Source organism: Roseivivax sp. CAU 1753 (genome assembly GCF_054482575.1).
In genome coordinates, this window is sequence record NZ_JBTLRF010000004.1 from 238,560 (window position 1) to 257,743 (window position 19,184).

At 63.8% G+C, this 19,184-nt stretch carries 23 protein-coding genes; all 23 read left to right on the forward strand.

The window, feature by feature from the left end; all coding sequences use genetic code 11:
• The coding region (locus tag ACXYMN_RS10920) for a beta/alpha barrel domain-containing protein (protein ID WP_459013663.1) at window positions 1-508 on the forward strand (508 nt) is incomplete at its 5' end.
• Window positions 486-1,268: a crotonase/enoyl-CoA hydratase family protein gene (locus tag ACXYMN_RS10925; RefSeq protein ID WP_459013664.1), complete on the forward strand. Its 783-nt coding sequence runs from the start codon at window positions 486-488 to the stop codon at window positions 1,266-1,268. The genes ACXYMN_RS10920 and ACXYMN_RS10925, both read left to right, overlap by 23 nt.
• Window positions 1,269-2,023: 755 nt before the next feature.
• On the forward strand, window positions 2,024-2,389 hold the full coding sequence (locus ACXYMN_RS10930; RefSeq protein ID WP_459013665.1) for an NADH-quinone oxidoreductase subunit A: 366 nt from the start codon (window positions 2,024-2,026) through the stop codon (window positions 2,387-2,389).
• Complete coding sequence (locus ACXYMN_RS10935) at window positions 2,389-2,913, forward strand: NuoB/complex I 20 kDa subunit family protein (RefSeq protein WP_459013816.1); 525 nt, start codon at window positions 2,389-2,391, stop codon at window positions 2,911-2,913. Before ACXYMN_RS10930 ends, ACXYMN_RS10935 begins: the two co-directional genes overlap by 1 nt.
• A 19-nt stretch (window positions 2,914-2,932) precedes the next feature.
• Window positions 2,933-3,553 (forward strand): NADH-quinone oxidoreductase subunit C, encoded by a 621-nt coding sequence (locus ACXYMN_RS10940; RefSeq protein ID WP_459013666.1) that lies wholly within the window; start codon window positions 2,933-2,935, stop codon window positions 3,551-3,553.
• Window positions 3,550-3,738: a hypothetical protein gene (locus tag ACXYMN_RS10945; RefSeq protein WP_459013667.1), complete on the forward strand. Its 189-nt coding sequence runs from the start codon at window positions 3,550-3,552 to the stop codon at window positions 3,736-3,738. Before ACXYMN_RS10940 ends, ACXYMN_RS10945 begins: the two co-directional genes overlap by 4 nt.
• Window positions 3,738-4,958 (forward strand): NADH-quinone oxidoreductase subunit D, encoded by a 1,221-nt coding sequence (locus ACXYMN_RS10950; protein WP_459013669.1) that lies wholly within the window; start codon window positions 3,738-3,740, stop codon window positions 4,956-4,958. Before ACXYMN_RS10945 ends, ACXYMN_RS10950 begins: the two co-directional genes overlap by 1 nt.
• A 37-nt stretch (window positions 4,959-4,995) precedes the next feature.
• Window positions 4,996-5,316 carry a hypothetical protein gene (locus ACXYMN_RS10955; RefSeq protein ID WP_459013670.1) on the forward strand — a complete coding sequence of 107 codons (321 nt, stop codon included), beginning with the start codon at window positions 4,996-4,998 and terminating at the stop codon, window positions 5,314-5,316.
• A gap of 54 nt (window positions 5,317-5,370) precedes the next feature.
• Window positions 5,371-6,531 (forward strand): NADH-quinone oxidoreductase subunit E, encoded by a 1,161-nt coding sequence (locus ACXYMN_RS10960; protein WP_459013671.1) that lies wholly within the window; start codon window positions 5,371-5,373, stop codon window positions 6,529-6,531.
• Window positions 6,532-6,666: 135 nt separating this feature from the next.
• The gene (locus ACXYMN_RS10965; protein WP_459013672.1) at window positions 6,667-7,488 is read left to right on the forward strand and encodes an endonuclease; all 822 of its coding nucleotides are present in this window, start codon (window positions 6,667-6,669) and stop codon (window positions 7,486-7,488) included.
• 21 nt (window positions 7,489-7,509) lie between these two features.
• Window positions 7,510-7,725, forward strand: coding sequence for a DUF5337 domain-containing protein (locus ACXYMN_RS10970; protein ID WP_459013673.1), 216 nt, complete (start codon window positions 7,510-7,512; stop codon window positions 7,723-7,725).
• Window positions 7,726-7,728: 3 nt separating this feature from the next.
• Window positions 7,729-9,015, forward strand: coding sequence for an NADH-quinone oxidoreductase subunit NuoF (gene nuoF, locus ACXYMN_RS10975; RefSeq protein ID WP_459013675.1), 1,287 nt, complete (start codon window positions 7,729-7,731; stop codon window positions 9,013-9,015).
• Between the two features lie 143 nt (window positions 9,016-9,158).
• Window positions 9,159-9,491 carry a hypothetical protein gene (locus tag ACXYMN_RS10980; RefSeq protein WP_459013676.1) on the forward strand — a complete coding sequence of 111 codons (333 nt, stop codon included), beginning with the start codon at window positions 9,159-9,161 and terminating at the stop codon, window positions 9,489-9,491.
• Between the two features lie 110 nt (window positions 9,492-9,601).
• Window positions 9,602-10,018: a DUF5333 domain-containing protein gene (locus ACXYMN_RS10985; RefSeq protein WP_459013677.1), complete on the forward strand. Its 417-nt coding sequence runs from the start codon at window positions 9,602-9,604 to the stop codon at window positions 10,016-10,018.
• A gap of 9 nt (window positions 10,019-10,027) precedes the next feature.
• Complete coding sequence (nuoG, locus tag ACXYMN_RS10990) at window positions 10,028-12,052, forward strand: NADH-quinone oxidoreductase subunit NuoG (protein WP_459013679.1); 2,025 nt, start codon at window positions 10,028-10,030, stop codon at window positions 12,050-12,052.
• A 5-nt stretch (window positions 12,053-12,057) separates the two neighbouring features.
• Entirely contained in the window at window positions 12,058-12,450 is a 393-nt protein-coding gene (locus tag ACXYMN_RS10995) for a hypothetical protein (protein WP_459013817.1), read from the forward strand.
• Between the two features lie 7 nt (window positions 12,451-12,457).
• Window positions 12,458-13,495 (forward strand): NADH-quinone oxidoreductase subunit NuoH, encoded by a 1,038-nt coding sequence (gene nuoH, locus ACXYMN_RS11000; protein ID WP_459013680.1) that lies wholly within the window; start codon window positions 12,458-12,460, stop codon window positions 13,493-13,495.
• Between the two features lie 38 nt (window positions 13,496-13,533).
• Entirely contained in the window at window positions 13,534-14,028 is a 495-nt protein-coding gene (nuoI, locus tag ACXYMN_RS11005; protein WP_459013681.1) for an NADH-quinone oxidoreductase subunit NuoI, read from the forward strand.
• On the forward strand, window positions 14,025-14,441 hold the full coding sequence (locus ACXYMN_RS11010; protein ID WP_459013682.1) for a carboxymuconolactone decarboxylase family protein: 417 nt from the start codon (window positions 14,025-14,027) through the stop codon (window positions 14,439-14,441). Before nuoI ends, ACXYMN_RS11010 begins: the two co-directional genes overlap by 4 nt.
• Complete coding sequence (locus ACXYMN_RS11015) at window positions 14,438-15,040, forward strand: NADH-quinone oxidoreductase subunit J (protein ID WP_459013683.1); 603 nt, start codon at window positions 14,438-14,440, stop codon at window positions 15,038-15,040. The genes ACXYMN_RS11010 and ACXYMN_RS11015 overlap by 4 nt, the downstream gene beginning before the upstream one ends.
• A gap of 156 nt (window positions 15,041-15,196) precedes the next feature.
• Window positions 15,197-15,502, forward strand: coding sequence for an NADH-quinone oxidoreductase subunit NuoK (gene nuoK / locus ACXYMN_RS11020; RefSeq protein ID WP_008553673.1), 306 nt, complete (start codon window positions 15,197-15,199; stop codon window positions 15,500-15,502).
• Between the two features lie 4 nt (window positions 15,503-15,506).
• Window positions 15,507-17,627 (forward strand): NADH-quinone oxidoreductase subunit L, encoded by a 2,121-nt coding sequence (nuoL, locus tag ACXYMN_RS11025; protein ID WP_459013684.1) that lies wholly within the window; start codon window positions 15,507-15,509, stop codon window positions 17,625-17,627.
• Window positions 17,627-19,183 carry an NADH-quinone oxidoreductase subunit M gene (locus ACXYMN_RS11030; protein WP_459013686.1) on the forward strand — a complete coding sequence of 519 codons (1,557 nt, stop codon included), beginning with the start codon at window positions 17,627-17,629 and terminating at the stop codon, window positions 19,181-19,183. Before nuoL ends, ACXYMN_RS11030 begins: the two co-directional genes overlap by 1 nt.
• Window position 19,184: the final 1 nt, after the last annotated feature.

Below are 19,184 nucleotides of genomic sequence, written 5' to 3' on the forward strand. Positions count from 1 at the left end.
CGAGGCGGCGCGCGCCGCCGGGCTGCCGGTGCGGGGCTACGTGTCCTGCGTGGTCGAATGCCCGTATGACGGGCCGGTGGCGCCGGATGCCGTGGCGCGGGTCGTGACCGCCCTGCGCGACATGGGCGTCTACGAGATCAGCCTGGGAGACACCATCGGGCAGGCCCGCCCCGAGGCGGTGGATGCGATGCTGACGGCGGTGCTCGAGGTCGCCCCTGCGCGCCAGTTGGCGGGTCATTTCCATGATACGTCCGGTCGCGCGCTCGACAATATCGAGGCCTCGCTGGCGCGCGGTCTGCGGGTGTTCGATGCGGCTGTGGGGGGGCTTGGCGGCTGCCCCTATGCGCCCGGCGCCAGGGGCAACGTCGCCACGGAACGGGTGCATGACAGGCTCAAGGCGCTGGGCTATGCCACCGGGCTTGACCGCGCGGTGCTGGCAGAGGCCGCGGCCATTGCCCGCGAGATCAGGAAAGGGGAGGGACAGGATGACCAGGCTGATCAGGGTTGAGACCGATGCGCGCGGGGTGGCGACGCTCTGGCTGGCGCGGGCGGACAAGCACAACGCCCTCTCTGCCGAGATGATGATCGCGCTTGAGGCCGCGGCGGGGGACTTGGCCGCCGATGCGTCGGTCCGGGTGGTGATCCTCGCGGCTGAGGGCGCGACCTTCTGCGCCGGTGGCGATCTTGCCTGGATGCGCGCCCAGCGCGAGATGGACGCCGCCACGCGCACCCGTGAAAGCCGCCGAATCGCGACGGCGCTGGGCGCGTTGGCCGATCTGCCGCAGCCGCTGATCGGGCGCATCCACGCCAATGCCTTCGGCGGCGGTGTCGGGCTTGCGGCGGTCTGCGACGTGGCCATCGGAGCGCTGGGGCTGAAGATGGCGCTGACCGAGGTGAAGCTGGGGCTTCTTCCGGCCAATATCGGCCCCTACGTGATCGCGCGCATGGGCGAGGCCCGGGCACGCGAGGTGTTCATGAACGGGCGTGTCTTCGATGCGCAGGAGGCTGTGCGGCTCAATCTGCTGACCCGGGCGGTGTCGCCCGACATGCTTGACGCCGCGGTCGAGGCCGAGGTCGCCCCCTATCTTGACTGCGCGCCCGGCGCCGTGTCCGAGGCCAAGGCGCTGCTTGGTGATCTGGCGGGCCGCGTCACCGGGGCGCAGGTCGACCTGGCCATCGACGCACTGGCCAGCCGCTGGCAAACCGCCGAGGCAGAAGAGGGACTGAGCGCATTCTTCGAAAAAAGGCCGCCCAAATGGCGGAAATGACCGGCTATCCGGTCGCATCCTATCCAATCGAATAGGCCGCCGCTCCATCGGCGCGGCGCGCCTATCCACCCGCCTTTATCGCCAGCCTCGCTGAAATTCGTATACATGACGGTGTCGGACGTGATGGTGCGGCGGGTCGCCGTTCGCAGAATTTTGGGGTTCTCGACGTGTCGCCCCCGAACCGCAAGTCGCGTCACCGACAGCGCAATAGATCGGGAACGGATCAGCGCGCGGACCATAATTTGCCTGCAGCAAGCGGGTGATGTGAAAACGGCCCAGCCGGGTGCATAATCGGTTAATGGGTCTACGGTGTGAAAGGCGTCTGTTTCGGCAGACGCCTTTTTTCTGGTCCAGAGCCCGCTCTGGTCCGGAGCCCGCCAAAATCGGTCTGTCGCCACGCAGGCCCGCGGACCGCCGGCGCCAGGATGCCACCTTGAGCCGGGCGATTGACGCCGTGGACCGGGGCCGGTCATGCGCTGCCCGTGCCAGATTCCAGGACCACCGCCACACACAGCCACATAAGGCTCCGCCGGGATCCCGGGGCTGGCGATGTGCCGACCGGGTGATCTCGGGGGCGCCCCTTGGTCGCGGTTACGGGGAAAACCCGGGGTTCCGGGGCAGCAAAGCGGGCCGCGCCCGTTGACCCCCGGATAGTGCGGGGATAGATGAAAGTGTAACACTACGTGTCCGGAAGGGCATGCGCCGCGCGGTCTGACGCCGGACCGTTGGCAAGACAAGGGAAAGGAAACATCCCCGTGGATGAGTTGCTGAGGGAATATCTCCCCATTCTCGTGTTCCTGGCCATCGCCATTGGCCTTGGTCTGGTGCTGATTCTCGCCGCGCTGATTATCGCCGTGCGCAATCCCGATCCCGAGAAAGTGTCGGCCTACGAATGCGGCTTTAACGCGTTCGACGACGCGCGGATGAAATTCGATGTGCGGTTCTACCTCGTCGCGATCCTGTTCATCATCTTCGACCTCGAGATCGCGTTCCTGTTTCCCTGGGCGGTTGCCTTCAAGGACATCTCGATGACGGGGTTCTGGTCGATGATGGTCTTCCTCGGGGTGTTGACCATCGGCTTTGCCTATGAATGGAAGAAGGGGGCCCTCGAATGGCAGTGATGACAGGCGCGAATACCGCCGGGGCGGACCGCGAAGTCGCCGTTCAGGACCTGAACCGCACCCTGACCGACAAGGGGTTTCTGCTGACCTCGACCGAGGACATCATCAACTGGGCGCGCACCGGATCGCTGCACTGGATGACCTTCGGCCTGGCCTGTTGCGCGGTCGAGATGATGCAGACCTCGATGCCGCGTTACGACGCCGAACGCTTCGGCATCGCCCCGCGCGCCAGCCCGCGCCAGTCGGACCTGATGATCGTGGCGGGCACCCTGACCAACAAGATGGCCCCGGCGCTGCGCAAGGTCTACGACCAGATGCCGGAACCACGCTACGTGATCTCGATGGGATCCTGCGCCAATGGCGGCGGCTATTACCACTACAGCTACAGCGTCGTGCGCGGCTGCGACCGTATCGTGCCCGTGGATGTCTACGTGCCGGGCTGCCCGCCGACGGCAGAGGCGCTGCTGTACGGGCTGCTCGCGCTTCAGCGCAAAATCCGCCGCACAGGCACGTTGACCCGCTGACCCGTCAAGGAGGCTCGCGATGAGCACTGCAATGCAAGAACTCGGCGGCTATATCGAGGCCAAGCGCCCGGATTGCGTGGTCTCGTGGGAGGTTGTGCGCGACGAGTTGAACGTCCAGGTCGCCCCGACCAACATCCGCGACCTGATCGAGTGGCTGAAGCTTGAGCCGACCTGCCGCTTTACGACGCTGATCGACATCACGGCGGTCGATTACCCCGACCGGGCCAAGCGGTTCGACGTGGTCTATCACTTCCTGTCGATGCATCAGAACCATCGCATCCGGCTCAAGGTGTCGGTGCGCGAAGAGGACATCGTGCAGTCGATCACCTCGGTGCATCCTTCGGCCGACTGGTACGAGCGCGAAGTCTTCGACATGTTCGGCATCCTGTTTTCCGGCCACCCGGATCTGCGCCGCATCCTCACCGACTATGGGTTCCGCGGGTATCCCCTGCGCAAGGATTTCCCGACCACCGGCTATGTCGAGGTGCGCTACGACGAAGAGAAGAAGCGCGTCGTCTACGAGCCGGTCAGCCTGGTGCAGGAATATCGTCAGTTCGATTTCATGTCGCCCTGGGAGGGCGCGGAATACGTCCTGCCGGGAGATGAAAAGTCCGACGCCAAAGACGGCGAGACGGCATGATGGGCGGCGGCGGCTTCCTCTGGATGATTTTCGTGGGCGTGCTGGTCGTGGTGCCGTTCTGGCGACTTTTACCGAAGTTCGGCATCCCGAACTGGGTGGCGATCTTTGCGATTTTCCCGGTGGTGGCGGTCATCCTGCTTTGGATGATGGCCTTCAAGGACGACAGTAACGGAAGGCAGACGTGATGGACGGCTCCAAGGGTTTCGAAGACGCGCAGACGCAGGAACAGCGGATCCGCAACTTCAACATCAACTTCGGCCCCCAGCACCCGGCGGCCCACGGCGTTCTGCGCCTCGTGCTCGAACTTGACGGCGAGGTGGTCGAGCGGTGCGATCCGCATATCGGCCTGCTGCATCGCGGCACGGAAAAGCTGATGGAAAGCCGCACCTACCTGCAGAACCTGCCCTATTTCGACCGGCTCGACTATGTCGGCACGATGAACCAGGAACACGGTTGGTGCCTTGTCATCGAAAAGTTGACCGGCACCGTGGTGCCGCGCCGCGCGCAGTTGATCCGGGTTCTGTTCTGCGAAGTGGGGCGCATCCTGAACCACCTGCTGAACGTGACCACGCAGGCCATGGACGTCGGCGCGCTGACGCCGCCGCTCTGGGGCTTCGAGGAACGCGAAAAGCTGATGCAATTCTACGAGCGCGCCTCGGGGGCGCGCCTGCACGCGGCCTATTTCCGCCCCGGTGGCGTGCACCAGGACCTGCCGCCGGATCTGCTTGACGACATGGAGGAATGGTGCGGCACCTTCATGCCCGTGCTCGCCGACATCGACGGTCTGCTGACCGAGAACCGCATCTTCAAGCAGCGCAACGTCGATATCGGCGTGATCTCGGAAGAAGAGGCGCAGGACTGGGCGTTTTCGGGCGTCATGGTGCGCGGCTCTGGCATGGCGTGGGACCTGCGCCGCGCGCAGCCCTATGAATGCTACGACGAATTCGAGTTCCAGATCCCGGTGGGCAAGAACGGCGATTGCTACGACCGCTACCTCGTCCGCATGGAAGAGATGCGCCAGTCGATCCACATCATGCTTCAAGCCATCGAAAAGCTGCGGATGCCGGAAAATCAGGGCGACGTGCTGACCCGTGGCAAGGTGTCGCCGCCGAAGCGGAGCGAGATGAAGACCTCGATGGAGGCGCTCATCCATCACTTCAAGCTTTACACCGAAGGTTTCCACGTGCCCGAAGGCGACATCTACGCCGCGGTCGAGGCCCCGAAGGGCGAGTTTGGCGTCTACCTGGTGTCGGACGGATCCAACAAACCCTACCGCGCCAAGATCCGCGCGCCGGGCTACGCCCATCTGCAAGCGATGGACTACATGGCCAAGGGCCATCAGCTGGCCGACGTCGCGGCGATCCTGGGATCGATGGACATCGTGTTCGGGGAAGTGGACCGCTAGGTTGCGGTGCGGGATGAGTTTTGAGGGGACAGCCTGAATGCGATTGAAAAGCCTGACATTTCTGGCGGCGGTGACTGCGCTGGCCGGGTGCGAGACGCCGCCCGAGGGCACCGACGAGGTCGATGTGTCGAATTTCGACCTGGCCATCGCCTCGATCGGGTGCGACCTCACCGATGAAGGCGACTATCAGGCCGTCGAGATCCAGACCGGACTCAACCGGCTTCAGGCGCAGGAAATGGCCCAGTTTCGCGTCGATGCCGGGGCCGCCGCGCGGCTGTCGAATGGCGGCATTCGCCTGATCACTGGCAGCTGCGCCCCCGTGCAGACCGCCGCGGCCTTGCCTGAAGCGGCTGGCTGACCCACTCTGGCTGATCCCGGGTGATGCCCGGGGCGATGCAACGGAAAGATCGACATGCTGAGACGACTGTACCACGCGCAACCCGATAGCTTCGCTTTCACCCCCGAGAACCAGGCCTGGGCCGAGACCCAGATCACCAAGTTCCCGGCGGGGCGTCAGGCATCGGCGATCATTCCGCTTCTGTGGCGGGCCCAGGAACAGGAAGGCTGGCTGTCGCGGCCCGCGATGGAGCATATCGCCGAGATGCTCGATCTTGCCTATATGCGCGCGCTCGAAGTGGCGACCTTCTACTTCATGTTCCAGTTGCAGCCGGTCGGGTCGGTCGCCCACATCCAGGTCTGCGGCACGACGTCCTGCATGATCTGCGGCGCGGAAGACCTGATCGCGGTCTGCAAGGAAAAGATCGCGGCAAAGGCGCATGAGGTATCGGCGGACGGCAAGCTCAGCTGGGAAGAGGTTGAATGCCTGGGGGCCTGCTCGAACGCGCCCATGGCCCAGATCGGCAAGGACTATTACGAGGATCTGACCGCCAAGCGCTTCGGAGAGATCCTGGATGAGCTGGTATCCGGCGGCGTGCCGACACCCGGCCCGCAGAACGGGCGCTTCGCGTCCGAGCCGAAATCGGGGCTGACCTCGCTCAAGGACCCCGAGGACGGACGGCACGAATACAACGCGTCGGTCGATCTGGCGGTGACTATCGGCGACACCATCAAGCGCATCGACGGCACCGAGGTGCCGCTCGAGGCACCGTGGCACGACTTCAGCGACGAGGACGGCAGCGCCAAACCCGATCGCGGCACGAAGAAGGCCGAGGGTCAGCCCGTCGATTCCACCGGCATCGACAAGCGCGAAGCCACGGCGGAAAGCACGGCCCGGCCGGAAACCTCTGCCCCCGCGAAAGCCGCCGAGTCCGCGTCCAGGGCACCCGCCGAGGCCACCGGATCCGACGTGCCCGAGGGCGGTGCTCCGGCGACGGTCGGCGAAAAGCCGCAGCAACTCGATGCGCCGCGCGATGGCAAGGCCGATGACCTCAAGAGGATCAAGGGTGTGGGCCCCAAGCTCGAGGCGTTGCTGAACGATCTCGGCTTCTATCACTTCGATCAGGTGGCGGCCTGGTCCGAGGCAGAAATCGCCTGGGTCGACGAGCATCTCGAGGGTTTCAAGGGCCGCGTCGAGCGCGACGACTGGGTGGCCCAGGCCAAAGAGCTGTCCTGATCCGGCAAGTCCGAGTTTGCTTCATGCGTAAAAATGGGCATCGTATAAAGAACTTGGACGCAACACACGCGGATGGGGAGTGACGACATGGCTGCACCGACAAACGGGATGAGTTGCCGAAAGGGATGCTGGCTGATGGCTGGCGGCATCGGACTGGTCTTCTTTGTGTTGCTGCTGACCATCGGCGATGCGAGCGGCTTCTTGGCCATCGTTTTGACCGCCATCGTGATCGTCGGACTGGGCATGTACTTCAACCGGAAATACTGCAGCGGGTCGCCCCGGTCGGCAGGGGCGATGACGGCCCGCAGCTCGTCCGCGCCCGGCACACCGGCAAAGACACCCGCGGCAACCAAACCGGAAACCAAACCGGAAACCAAACCGGCAACCGACACGGCAACAGCGTCGCCCGCAACGGCGCCGGCAGAGCCGACCCCGGCATCGCCCGCCGTCACCGGTGCGCCCGCTCCGGCGTCCGCTTCGGCAACCGCCGATGCCGAGGCGGGGGCAAAGGTCAAACCGTCTAAATCGCTGGCCGGTCAGGCGGAACTGGCCACGCGCAAGGGCAGCTGGACCTATCAGGCCAGCCCCGACCCGCAGGCAGCCACCGCACCAGACACCGCCGCCGACACCGACGCGGCCACTGCCGCGAGCATGGCCCCCGGCGCGCCGCAGGACAAGCCCGCGACTCTGGACGCAGCGCGCGACGGCAAGGCCGATGACCTCAAGGTCATCAAGGGCGTCGGGCCGAAGCTCGAGATCATGTTGAACGACATGGGGTTTTACCACTACGACCAGATTGCCCGCTGGAGCGACAGCGAAATCAACTGGGTGAACAACAACCTCACCGGCTTCAAGGGCCGGGTGACCCGCGACGACTGGGTCGAGCAGGCGAAGATCCTTGCGGCGGGCGGCGAGACAGAGTTCTCCCGGCGTGCCGACAAGGGCGACGTCTCCTGAAGCGAAGGGCGGTCCCGAGGCATGAACAGCGACGATCTGGCACGGCGGGGGCGTCGAATCGCCCTCATCATCGCCGGGACCGGCGTGTTATGGATCGCCGCGACCGCTTTGGGGGCGCAACAGGGCTGGCCGCAACGCACCCGCGCCCTGTTCGATCTGGCGGCACTTGCCGGGTTCGGGCTGGCGATATGGATGATCTACCAACTCTGGCGGGACCGCCAGAAGGACAAGGACTAAACGATGCTTCAGGATCAGGACCGGATATTCACCAATATCTACGGGATGCACGACCGATCCCTGCAGGGGGCGCAATCGCGCGGCCATTGGGACGGCACGGCGGGTCTGATCGGAAAGGGCCGCGACTGGATCATTTCCGAGATGAAGAACTCCGGCCTGCGCGGTCGCGGCGGCGCGGGCTTCCCGACCGGCCTCAAGTGGTCCTTCATGCCCAAGGAATCCGATGGCCGTCCGGCCTATCTGGTGGTCAATGCCGACGAATCCGAGCCCGGCACCTGCAAGGACCGCGAGATCATGCGGCACGATCCGCACACGCTGGTCGAGGGCTGCCTGATCGCGTCCTTCGCGATGCAGGCCCATGCCTGCTACATCTACATCCGAGGCGAATATATCCGCGAGAAAGAGGCGCTGCAGCGCGCCATCAACGAGGCTTATGATGCCGGTCTCGTGGGCAAGAACGCCGCCGGATCGGGCTGGGATTTCGACATCTACCTGACCCACGGGGCAGGGGCCTATATCTGCGGCGAAGAGACGGCGCTGCTCGAAAGCCTCGAAGGCAAGAAGGGCATGCCCCGCATGAAGCCGCCGTTCCCGGCGGGGTCCGGCCTTTACGGCTGCCCGACCACGGTGAACAATGTGGAATCCATCGCGGTGGTGCCGACGATCCTGCGCCGCGGGGCCGACTGGTTCTCGGGGTTCGGGCGTCCAAACAACGCGGGCACCAAGCTGTTCGCGATCTCGGGCCACGTCAACAACCCCTGCGTCGTTGAAGAGGCGATGTCGATCACCTTTGAAGAGCTGATCGAAAAGCATTGCGGCGGTATCCGTGGCGGCTGGGACAACCTCAAGGCGGTGATCCCCGGCGGCTCCTCGGTGCCCTGCATTCGTGGCGAACACATGCGCGAGGCGATCATGGATTTCGACTACCTGCGCGAGCAGCGGTCGGGTCTTGGCACCGCCGCGGTGATCGTGATGGACAAGGATACCGACATCATCAAGGCGATCTGGCGTCTGGCGAAGTTCTACAAGCACGAAAGCTGTGGCCAGTGCACGCCCTGCCGCGAAGGCACCGGCTGGATGATGCGCGTGATGGAGCGGCTGGTGCGCGGCGATGCCGATGTCGAGGAGATCGACATGCTGCTCGACGTCACCAAGCAGGTCGAGGGACACACGATCTGCGCGCTGGGGGATGCGGCGGCCTGGCCGATCCAGGGCCTGATCCGCAACTTCCGCGACGAGATCGAGGACAGGATCAAGCATAAGCGCAAGGCGCCGATCGCGGCGGAATGATCGCGGCGGGGTCCGCGGGCGTTTGCGACGCGCCCGGCAAGCGGGGGGTCGCACGGGCCGGACGCGCCGCCCGGGCGGTGTCGGCTTGAAACGCGCGCCAAGAGACGCGACAAGGACGGCAGACCGGGGGGCGGAGTGACGACATGCGATCTTTTGTGATGCTGATGGCGGCGACGCTGGGGCTGGCCGCCTGCGGGATCGGCCCCGAGCGGATCGCCTTTGACGGTGAGTATTACCGCGCCAAGGCTTCGGCCCCGGCCAAGGATCGCGCCAACTTCATCGCCACGGCGGGGCCCGTCGACAAGGGTTTCGAGGGGGCGGCGGCGGCGGCGCGCTACGAGGCCGTGCGCCATTGCGTGCGCTATCTTGGCACCTCGGTCATCGATTACGCCGTGCCCGCGGGCACGCCCCCCACATCGCTGCCGCGCGACGGCGACCGCGTCGTCCTGCGCGGGACATGCATCGAAGGGCGCTGAATTTCGGCAACTCTCCGCCCGTGATATTGGATAGCCGGCCGTCAAGGCCCCATCTCTGGACGATACAGCCGGATCGAACCGGCACCAGCATCCAAGAGGAGAGCGCAGAAATGCCCAGCCCCATCCGATCCACCATCCTTGCCGTCGCACTCGGCCTGACCGCCATGCCCGCCGCCGCCCAGGCGAAGCCGCCGCTCAGCCAGGTTCGGGAAATCGACGATGCGCTTCTGATGATCGGCATCGCCGACGAGGTGCGCAACAGGTGCGACGCCATCGAAGCCCGCATGTTTACCGCGTGGACCACCGTCAACGCGCTGGAATCGCGCGCGAAAAGAATGGGATACAGTGCCGAGGAAATCGAGGATTATGTGACCTCGAAAGCCGAGAAGAAGCGCATGCGCGAGCGTGGTGAAGCCTATCTGAAGGCGCGTGGCGTGGCATTGGACAACGATGCCGCCTATTGCACCTTTGGCCGTGAAGAAATAGCCAAGGGCAGCCAGATTGGCGTCCTTCTCAAGGAAAGGTGAGACAGACCGATGTCAGACCTCCGCAAGATCAACATCGACGGCAAGGAAATCGAAGTGGACGGCGCGATGACGCTGCTTCAGGCCTGCGAGGAAGCCGGCCGTGAAATTCCACGCTTCTGTTACCACGAAAGGCTGTCGATCGCCGGCAATTGCCGGATGTGTCTTGTCGAGGTCGTGGGTGGCCCGCCCAAGCCCGCCGCGTCCTGCGCGATGCAGGTCCGCGACCTGCGCCCCGGCCCCGAAGGCCAGCCGCCGGTCGTGCGGACCAATTCGCCGATGGTCAAGAAGGCCCGCGAAGGGGTGATGGAGTTCCTGCTCATCAACCACCCGCTCGATTGCCCGATCTGCGATCAGGGCGGCGAATGCGACCTGCAGGATCAGGCGATGGCCTATGGCGTCGACTTCTCGCGCTTCCGCGAACCCAAGCGCGCGACCGAGGACCTCGATCTTGGCCCGCTGGTCGAGACCCACATGACGCGCTGCATCTCGTGCACCCGCTGCGTCCGCTTTACCACCGAGGTCGCTGGCATCAGCCAGATGGGCCAGACCGGGCGCGGCGAGGATGCCGAGATCACCTCCTATCTGGGCCAGACGCTCGATTCGAACCTGCAGGGCAACATCATCGATCTGTGCCCCGTCGGCGCGCTGGTCTCCAAGCCCTATGCCTTCACCGCCCGCCCGTGGGAGTTGACCAAGACCGAAAGCATCGACGTGATGGATGCGCTCGGCTCCTCGATCCGCGTCGACACCAAGGGCCGCGAAGTGATGCGCTTCTTGCCGCGCAACCATGACGGCACCAACGAGGAATGGATTTCCGACAAGACGCGCTTTGTCTGGGACGGGCTGCGGCGTCAGCGGCTCGACAAACCCTATCTGCGCGAAGGCGGCAAGCTGCGCCCCGCGTCATGGACCGAGGCGCTGGATGCGGCGGCATCGGCCCTCAAGGGCGCCAGCAAGGTCGCGGGTCTGGTCGGCGATCTGGTTCCGACCGAGGCCGCCTATGCGCTGAAACAACTGGTCGAAAGCTTTGACGGGCAGGTCGAATGCCGCACCGATGGCGCGAAACTGCCCGCGGGCAACCGGTCTGGCTATGTCGGGACGGCGGCGGTCGAAGACCTCGACACCGCCGAGGCGATCATGCTGATCGGCACCAACCCCGCGATCGAGGCACCGGTTCTGAACGCCCGCATCCGCAAGGCCTGGGCGGCCGGGGCGCAGGTTGGCCTGATCGGTGAAGCCGTTGATCTGACGTATGAATACGCCCATCTGGGCACCGGCCCGTCGACCATGACCGACCTTCTGGGCCGCGATCATTCGGACGTGGGTGAGAAGGCGTCGGTTATCGTGATCGGCCAGGCGGCGCTGTCGCGTGACGATGGCGCGGCGGTTCTGGCCTCGGCCATGGCGCTTGCGGCATCGACGAAGTCCAGCTTCCTGGTGCTGCACACCGCCGCCAGCCGCGTCGGCGCGATGGACGTGGGCGCGGTGACCGAAGGCGGCCTCGACGCCGCGCTTGACGGGGCAGACGTGGTCTACAACCTCGGCGCGGACGAAATCGACGTCCCGGACGGCCCCTTCGTCATCTACCAGGGCAGCCATGGCGACCGTGGCGCGCACCGGGCCGACGTGATCCTGCCCGCCGCCGCCTACACCGAGGAGCAGGGCCTGTTCGTCAACACCGAGGGCCGACCGCAGCTCGCGCTCCGGGCGAATTTCGCACCCGGCGAGGCCAAGGAGAACTGGGCGATCCTGCGGGCGCTTTCCGCCGAGGCTGGCAAGCAGCTGCCGTTCGACAGCCTGGCCGAATTGCGCTCGGACATGGTCAAGGGCGCGCCGCACCTGGCCGAAATCGACATGGTCGCCGAAAACGACTGGCAGCCGGTCGAGACCGACGCCGGGATGTCCGACGCCGCCTTCGGGCAGGCGTTCGGCGATTTCTATCTGACCAACCCGGTGGCGCGGGCAAGCCAGCTCATGGCCGAACTCAGCGCCAATGCCGCGGCGCGCAAGAAGATCAAGATCGCTGCAGAGTGAAGCCGATGGGGTGGGTCCGTCTCGCGCCGCTGATCGTGACCGCAGGCCTTCTGGCCTGCGGACCGACGGGACGGGACGACGGCGCATTCCAGCCCCGCTATCGGGGAATCGACACCCGTCTTCTCGATGGCGACCTGGTGCAGTTCGTCGTCGAAATGGAGGGTGCGCGCGATTCGGTTGATGTTGAAAACTATGTCGAATGCGCCGCGGCACAGTATGCTTTGATTCGAGGATACGGATTCGCACGTCATTTGCGCACAAATGTCGACGAAGAGGGTGGTCTCTGGCGCGCAGATGCGGTTTACACCATATCGCCAGCATTACCCCGCGGGTTGAAGACGATCGACGCGGAAGTCGTCGCTTCGGCCTGTGCGGAAAACGGAATACCGATGGTGTGAGGACCCGATGTCTGACTTCATGATGTCCCCCGGCGGTACAGCCTTGATCATTGTTGCACAGTGCCTTGCGGTTCTGGGCTTCGTGATGATCAGCCTGCTGTTCCTGGTTTATGGCGACCGCAAGATCTGGGCCGCCGTCCAGATGCGCCGCGGCCCCAATGTTGTCGGCGTCTTCGGCCTGCTGCAATCGGTTGCCGACGCGCTGAAATATGTCGTCAAGGAAGTGGTGATCCCGGCCGGGTCGGACCGCGCGGTCTTCATCCTCGCGCCGCTGACGTCCTTCGTTCTGGCGATGGTGGCCTGGGCGGTGATCCCGTTCAACGACACCTGGGTGCTGTCCGACATCAACGTCGCCGTGCTTTACGTCTTCGCGATCTCCTCGCTCGAGGTCTACGGCGTGATCATGGGCGGCTGGGCGTCGAACTCGAAATACCCCTTCCTCGGCTCGCTTCGGTCGGCGGCGCAGATGATCTCCTACGAGGTGTCCATCGGCCTCGTCATCATCGGCGTGATCATCTCGACAGGGTCGCTCAACTTCGGCGACATCGTGCGGGCGCAGGACGGCAATCTCGGGTTTTTCAACTGGTACTGGCTGCCGCACCTGCCGATGGTGTTCCTGTTCTTCATCTCGGCGCTGGCCGAAACCAACCGCCCGCCGTTCGATCTGCCCGAGGCCGAGTCGGAACTGGTGGCGGGCTACCAGGTCGAATATTCCTCGACGCCGTTCCTTTTGTTCATGGCCGGCGAATACATCGCCATCTTCCTGATGTGCGCGCTGACGTCGCTGCTGTTCTTCGGCGGCTGGCTTTCTCCCATCCCGTTCCTGCCCGACGGGCCGCTCTGGATGGTTGGCAAGATGGCGTTCTTCTTCTTCCTCTTTGCGATGGTGAAGGCGATCACCCCGCGTTACCGCTATGACCAGCTGATGCGTCTGGGTTGGAAAGTATTCCTGCCGTTCAGCCTGGTCTGGGTGGTGTTCGTTGCCTTCGCCGCGAAATTCGGATGGTTCTGGGGGCTCTTCGCACGCTGGAGCGTGGGCAGCTGAGCCTTTGAACATTGAAACAAACAGTCTAGGGACGTGACATGACCCAAACGGACTTCTCCCGCCGCGCCAGCTATTTTCTTCTGGCTGATTTCTGGAAGGGCATGGGGCTTGGGCTGAAATACTTCTTCGGCCCCAAGGCGACGGTGAACTACCCGCACGAAAAGGGCCCGCTCAGCCCTCGTTTCCGGGGCGAACACGCGCTGCGTCGCTACCCCAACGGCGAGGAACGCTGCATCGCCTGCAAGCTGTGCGAGGCGATCTGCCCGGCACAGGCCATCACCATCGACGCAGAGCCGCGCAACGACGGCTCGCGGCGCACCACGCGTTACGACATCGACATGACCAAGTGCATCTATTGCGGTTTCTGCCAGGAAGCCTGCCCGGTCGATGCCATTGTCGAGGGCCCGAATTTCGAGTTCACCACCGAGACCCGCGAAGAGCTGTATTACGACAAGCAAAAGCTGCTTGAGAACGGGGACCGCTGGGAAGCCGAGATCGCGCGCAACCTCGAATTGGATGCACCGTACCGATGACCGACAGCCAGAACCCTTTCGAGATGTTCATGCAGCAGGCGCAGCAGATGGCGAAAGCCCTGAACCCCGCGCTGGAGACCTTCAACACGCGTGAAATCGAGAAGTTCTGGCCGACCATGCCCAAGGATTTCATGGAGATGTCCTTTGGCAAGGGGCTGTCGAAGGACGGGCTGGATGCCAAGACGCGGCTGCTGCTGACCCTGGCGGGGCTGACGATGCAAGGCGCGCAGGCCGAGGTGCCGTTCCGGATGAACGTGCGCCATGCGATTGCCGCGGGCGCCACGAAGGACGAGATCGCCGAGACGATCGCGCAGATGTCGATGTTCGCGGGCATCCCCGCGATGACGCGCGCGATGGAACTGGCGCGCTCGGTCATGGAAGACACGGACGACAGCAAGGACAATGAGACATGAGCGTCTTCGCCTTTTACCTCTTTGCCATTTCGACCCTCGCGGGTGGTCTGTTCACGGTGGTCAGCCGGAACCCGGTGCACTCGGTGCTCTGGCTGATCCTGGCGTTCCTGTCCGCGGCGGGGCTTTTCGTGCTGCTGGGCGCGGAGTTCGTGGCGATGTTGCTGATCATTGTCTATGTCGGCGCGGTCGCGGTGCTGTTCCTGTTCGTGGTGATGATGCTCGATGTCGACTTCGCCGAGCTGAAGGCCGAGATGGCCAGGTACATGCCGCTGGCGCTGCTGATCGGGATCGTCATCCTGATGCAGTTCGTGCTGGCTTTCGGGGCCTGGGAAGCGGCGCCGTCTGCCGCGGGCAACCTGGCGCAGGCGATCCCGGTGGACCGGCACAATACCGAGGCGCTGGGGCTGATCCTCTATGACCAGTATTTCCTGCTGTTCCAGTTGGCGGGGCTGATCCTGCTGGTGGCGATGATCGGGGCGATCGTGCTGACGCTGCGCCACCGCACCGACGTCAAGCGGCAGGACGTGATGGCACAGATCCTGCGCGATCCGAACACCGCGATGGAGCTGCGCGACGTGAAACCCGGTCAGGGACTGTGACGGGGGCACGTTTTTCAAAGCGAAAAACGTGCGGAAAAATGAGATTTTTCCGGCCATGTGCCGGAGGGGCGGAAAAGCGTCTTGATGCTTCTCCGTTGGGAAAAACGAAGCGGAAAATGTGAAATTTTCCGCGCCACGACGGACGAGGGACCGAGAATGATCGGACTTGAACACTACCTGACGGTGGCGGCGACGCTGTTCGTCATCGGCATCTTCGGGCTCTTTCTGAACCGCAAGAACGTCATCATCCTGTTGATGTCGATCGAGTTGATGCTGCTCGCGGTCAATATCAACCTCGTGGCCTTCTCGTCCTTCCTCGGCGATCTGGTGGGGCAGGTCTTCACCCTTTTCGTGCTGACCGTCGCCGCCGCCGAGGCCGCCATCGGCCTTGCGATCCTTGTCTGCTTCTTCCGGAACCGCGGCACCATCGCGGTCGAAGATGTCAACGTGATGAAAGGCTGAAGCGATGGAAAGCATCATCCTCTTTGCCCCGCTCGTCGGTGCCCTGATCGCCGGTTTCGGCTGGCGCGTGACGGGCGAACGCGGTGCCATGTGGATCACCACCGGGCTGCTGTTCCTGGCCTGCTTCTTTTCCTGGATCGTGTTTCTGGGGCATGACGGCGTCACCGACCAGATCCAGATCCTGCGCTGGATCGAGAGCGGCACGCTGTCCACGGACTGGTCGATCCGCCTTGACCGGCTGACGGCGATCATGCTGATCGTGGTGACCACGGTGTCGGCGCTCGTGCACCTCTATTCCATGGGCTACATGGCGCATGACGCGAACTTCAAGGACGGCGAGACCTACAAGCCGCGCTTCTTCGCCTACCTTTCGTTCTTCACCTTCGCGATGCTGGCGCTGGTGACCTCGGACAACCTGGTGCAAATGTTCTTCGGCTGGGAAGGGGTCGGCGTCGCGTCCTACCTGCTGATCGGGTTCTACTACAAGAAACCCTCGGCCAACGCCGCCGCGATGAAGGCGTTCATCGTCAACCGCGTCGGCGACTTCGGTTTTGCGCTGGGGATCATGGCGCTTTATTTCCTGACCGATTCGGTGCGCTTCGACGATGTCTTCGCCGCCGCCCCCGACCTGGCCGAAACGCAGCTGACCTTCCTGTGGACCGAATGGAATGCCGCCAACCTGATCGCCTTCCTGCTCTTCGTCGGCGCGATGGGCAAATCGGCGCAGCTGTTCCTGCACACCTGGCTGCCCGACGCGATGGAAGGCCCGACGCCGGTGTCGGCGCTGATCCACGCCGCCACCATGGTCACCGCGGGCGTCTTTCTGGTCTGCCGGATGTCGCCGATCATGGAGTTCGCGCCTGAGGCAATGACCTTCGTGACCTTCATCGGCGCGTCCACCGCGTTCTTCGCGGCCACCGTCGGACTGGTGCAGAACGATATCAAGCGCGTGATCGCCTATTCGACCTGTTCGCAGCTTGGCTACATGTTCGTCGCCGCCGGCGTCGGTGTCTATTCGGTCGCGATGTTCCACCTCTTCACGCATGCGTTCTTCAAGGCGATGCTGTTTCTGGGCGCGGGATCGGTGATCCACGGCATGCACCACGAACAGGACATGCGGAACTACGGCGGGCTGCGCAAGAAACTGCCCTACACGTTCTGGGCCATGATGATCGGCACGCTGGCGATCACCGGCGTCGGCATTCCGCTGACCCATATCGGCTTCGCGGGCTTCCTGTCGAAGGACGCCGTGATCGAAAGCGCCTATGCCGGAACCCAGGGCGGCTATGCCTTCTGGATGCTCGTGGTCGCGGCGCTGTTCACCAGCTTCTACTCGTGGCGGCTGATCTTCATGACCTTCTTCGGCAAGCCGCGCGGCGACAAGCACACTCACGAACACGCCCATGAAAGCCCGACCGTCATGCTGGTTCCGCTGGGCGTGCTGGCTCTTGGCGCGGTCTTTTCGGGCATGATCTGGTACAACAGCTTCTTCGGCCACACGGACACCGTCGGCAAGTTCTTCGGTGTACCCTATGCCGAAGCCGGAGAGCATGGCGCAGCAGCAGAAGGCGACGACGCCGGACACGGCGAAGAAGCTGCTGCCGCCGACGATCACGCCACCGACGATCACGCAGCCGAAGACGCACATCACTACGTCCTGACCGGCAAGCCCGGCGAGGGCGCGATCTACACCGGCGTGGACAACAACGTGATGAACGCGGCGCACGAAGTGCCCAAATGGGTCAAGGTCAGCCCCTTCATCGCCATGCTGATCGGCCTGGGCACGGCCTATCTGTTCTACATGGTCAACCCGGCACTGCCCAAACGCCTCGCCGAGAATCAGCGCCCGCTGTATCTCTTCCTGCTGAACAAGTGGTACTTCGACGAGATCTACGACTTCCTTTTCGTGCGTCCCGCCAAGGCTATCGGTCGCTTCCTCTGGAAAACCGGTGACGGATCGACGATCGACGGCGCGCTCAACGGTCTGTCGATGGGGATCATTCCGTTCTTCACCCGCCTCGCGGGCCGGGCGCAGTCGGGCTACATCTTCACCTATGCCTTCGCGATGGTGATCGGGATCGCGCTTCTGATCACCTGGATGACGCTGGCCGGAGGAGCGCACTAATGGATAACCTCCTTTCCATCGTCACCTTCCTGCCGGCGCTTGCGGCCGCCATCCTCGGTGTCTTCCTGCGCGGCGACAGCGAAGCGGCAGTCCTCAACGCCAAGCGGGTCGCGCTCTACGCGACCATCGCGACCTTCCTCATCTCGCTGGTGATCCTGGCGCAGTTCGATCCCAGCGATACCGGCTTCCAGATGGTGGAAGAGGGCGACTGGCTGCTCGGGCTGACCTACAAGCTGGGTGTCGACGGCATCTCGGTGCTGTTCGTGCTGCTGACGACCTTCATCATGCCGCTGGTGATCGCCGCCAGCTGGGACGTGAAAGTGCGCGTCAAGGAATACATGATCGCCTTCCTGCTGCTCGAAACGCTGATGCTGGGCGTGTTCATGGCGCTCGATCTGGTGCTGTTCTACCTGTTCTTCGAAGGTGGCCTGATCCCGATGTTCCTGATCATCGGCATCTGGGGCGGCAAGAACCGGATCTACGCGGCGTTCAAGTTCTTCCTCTATACCTTCTTCGGCTCGGTGCTGATGCTGGTCGCGATGGTGGCGATGTTCGCCGATGCGGGCACCACCGACATTCCGATGCTGCTCAACCACCACTTCTCGGCTGCCGGGTTCGACATTCTGGGCATCCATGTGGTCGGCGGCATGCAGACAATCCTGTTCCTCGCCTTCTTCGCCAGTTTCGCGGTGAAGATGCCGATGTGGCCGGTCCACACCTGGCTGCCGGACGCGCACGTTCAGGCCCCGACCGCCGGTTCGGTGGTGCTGGCCTCGATCCTGCTCAAGCTTGGCGGTTACGGCTTTTTGCGCTTCAACCTGCCGATGTTCCCCGTCGGCACCGAGGTCATCGGCCCGCTGGTGCTGTGGCTGTCGGTAATCGCGATCATCTACACCTCGCTTGTGGCGCTGGTGCAGGAAGACATGAAGAAGCTTATTGCCTATTCGTCCGTCGCCCACATGGGTTATGTCACCATGGGCATCTTCGCGGCGAACCAGCAGGGCATCGACGGCGCGATCTTCCAGATGCTGAGCCACGGCTTCATCTCGGGCGCTCTCTTTCTCTGCGTCGGGGTGATCTACGACCGCATGCACACGCGTGAGATCGACGCCTATGGCGGCCTCGTGAACCGGATGCCGGCCTTCGCGCTGATCTTCATGCTGTTCACCATGGCCAATGTCGGGCTGCCGGGCACCTCGGGCTTCATCGGGGAATTCCTGACCCTGGTAGGCATCTTCCAGAAAAACACCTGGGTCGCGATGTTCGCCACCACGGGGGTGATCCTGTCGGCCTGCTACGCGCTCTGGCTTTATCGCCGGGTGGTGATGGGGGACCTGATCAAGGAAAGCCTCAAGACCATCAAGGACATGACCCGTCGCGAGAAGGTGATCTTTGCACCGCTGATCATCATGACGATCTGGATGGGTGTCTATCCGGCCCCGATCCTCGACCGGATCGGCCCGTCGGTCGCCGCCCTCGTTTCCGATTACGACACCGCCGTCGCAGAGATGAAATCCGCGACCCAGGTGGCCACCAAGTCTTCTGAGGACCACTGAA